A 2,158-nucleotide genomic window follows, 5' to 3' on the forward strand; every position below is an offset into this window, starting at 1 on the left:
ACATCATCACATTGAGATAATGCTTTTTCAACAGCTTGAACTTTAAATTCTTGTGTAAATCGACGTCTCATTTTATCTGCCTCTATTAAAAGTTAGAAGCGACAACTATCCTGACACAGGGGGAAACTACCGACTGAAGCGGTACCATTTATTGAGTGTTTTGCAATATGGTGGCCACATTCATGGCCTAAAATAAAATTTATTATCGAGTCCGAAAAATCGATATGACAACTTTGGTCGTATTCATTTGATAATTCAACACGCTCTCCTCTATAAGAGTTTTTTGGATTGAAACCACAGTCAGCAAAAAAAAGACTCCAATCCTTTTGTAGGTTTTCATCATTGATAAGCTTACTCTTATAGTCATTTATGTTATCAGACAGTTGATATTGGCTACCTTCATTTATGCTGAAACACATACTCTTAGCCAAGAGCTTTGAAAGCCGATTGCTAGTAATTAACATTTGTTGAGTAATATTAATTACACTCGCTTCAGTCATCCATACTGGGATCTGCTCAGCTTGTAAGCCTTCAGAATCAATCAGGCCGATTGAGAACCCACCTCTTAATTTAAACCCAATCTCTTCACAAGCAGTAACTAGAGTTTTAGAATGTACTTCGGAGAATGAGGCAGTCATAAAATCATCAAAACTACTAGTCTCGCCAGTTGCTTGAATTTCAAATAAAGGATGACTTTCTTCAAAACCTTCCGCCTTGAGTAAATTTTTTATTTCTACCGCACTAATTTTATAATCAGCTGATTTATCAGCAAGAAATTCACGTAGAGCACCTATTTTAAATGGGTCATCTTGCTTTGCACCTGGAAAGACTTTATCAAGATGTTCTTGTAATCTTTTTAAAAGTTCATCATCTACTTCTACTGATTTGTGGGTCTTCTCTTGAAGCTGCCCACGATAATCCAAAGCAATTTTTAAGTCTTCATGTATGTCAGTCAAGTCAGTATTTCCTTTGTATAATGTCTAGTCTATTCGATCAACTATGCCTGTTATTTAGACCTACACTACAGTTAATAAGATCCGCAATATAAACTAAGAAAAAGTAGTTTTATTTATGCGTCACTACGGCCTCGACAGCCTCGAAATCAACATTAAATATATTTTTACTTTTCACAGTATTAAAATTTATTTTATTTTTATCATAATAGTTTAAATTTGTTGCTAGGATCACTCAGTAAGGCTATCTAGCTACTTTTAACCTTTATTAATCAACTCATTGGAACTCTTCTTTCTCTCCAGTCTGTGATATATAAGACCTCTTGATTAGAAAGTTTAACGACTTTCTGCTTCTCTAGTTTGGTTTTAGTTTCTTTACCGTACTTTTCTATTTCATCAATTGCTATAAAAGATTGCTTTTCTTGCTTTAGATAAAGGTCGATAAAGTTAGAAACTGCATCATATTCTATATTTTTATAAAGCAAAGAGTCGTGGACTAATATAGGTAATTTTGTTGTTTCAAATATCGCAATATCTAGAAGTAATAAGTTTGAATAGGCAGTGCCTGTCCCTGTGTTATCAATTATCTTGTAATGATAGCTTTTATCATTCAATATTAATTCTGGGCTTTTATGATTTTTACTATATGTAAACGTAACCAAACTTTTAATCTTGTCGTTAATTAAATCTTCAATGAACTTTAATATTTTTTCTTTTTCATTCTTTAAATCAACTTTAATATCTTTTACGGACTCTCTTATATCTACTTCTGTTTCAAAAAAACCATTTTCAGAGATTGTTTCTTTATGTGAATTAGAAAGATCATAAACTCGATCAACGATAATTTCTGGGTTGTCGAATTTTGATATTTTTTGACCAATTCTTTCATCGAGCTTCAAAATTTCATTTGTAATTGAATCGAGATCTTCTTGAAGTTCGCGTTCACTTGTTCTTAATTCTGATTTAAGTATGCGAGTAATATCGCAATGAAACTCTTCAATCTCGACAATCTTTTCTTCATTTACATTAGGGAAAAAACTTTTAAGGCTAGAAAGGTGCTTGCTTTTTATATATTTACCCCCCTGTGTCAGGATAGTTGTCGCTTCTAACTTTTAATAGAGGCAGATAAAATGAGACGTCGATTTACACAAGAATTTAAAGTTCAAGCTGTTGAAAAAGCATTATCTCAATGTGATGATGTTCGC

2 protein-coding genes are annotated in these 2,158 nt (G+C 32.6%); both read right to left on the reverse strand.

The genetic code is table 11. From position 1 onward, the window contains the following. Positions 1–92: 92 nt before the first annotated feature. A complete protein-coding gene (locus ACJJVZ_RS00025; protein ID WP_405596915.1) occupies positions 93–956 on the reverse strand; it encodes a hypothetical protein in 864 nt (287 codons plus the stop codon). A gap of 269 nt (positions 957–1,225) precedes the next feature. Then, complete coding sequence (locus tag ACJJVZ_RS00030) at positions 1,226–1,852, reverse strand: DUF2326 domain-containing protein (protein WP_405596917.1); 627 nt, start codon at positions 1,850–1,852, stop codon at positions 1,226–1,228. Positions 1,853–2,158 lie beyond the last annotated feature (306 nt).

This window comes from Pseudoalteromonas sp. Ld19, assembly GCF_045064135.1.
In the GTDB taxonomy this organism is placed as follows: Bacteria; Pseudomonadota; Gammaproteobacteria; order Enterobacterales; family Alteromonadaceae; genus Pseudoalteromonas; species Pseudoalteromonas aliena.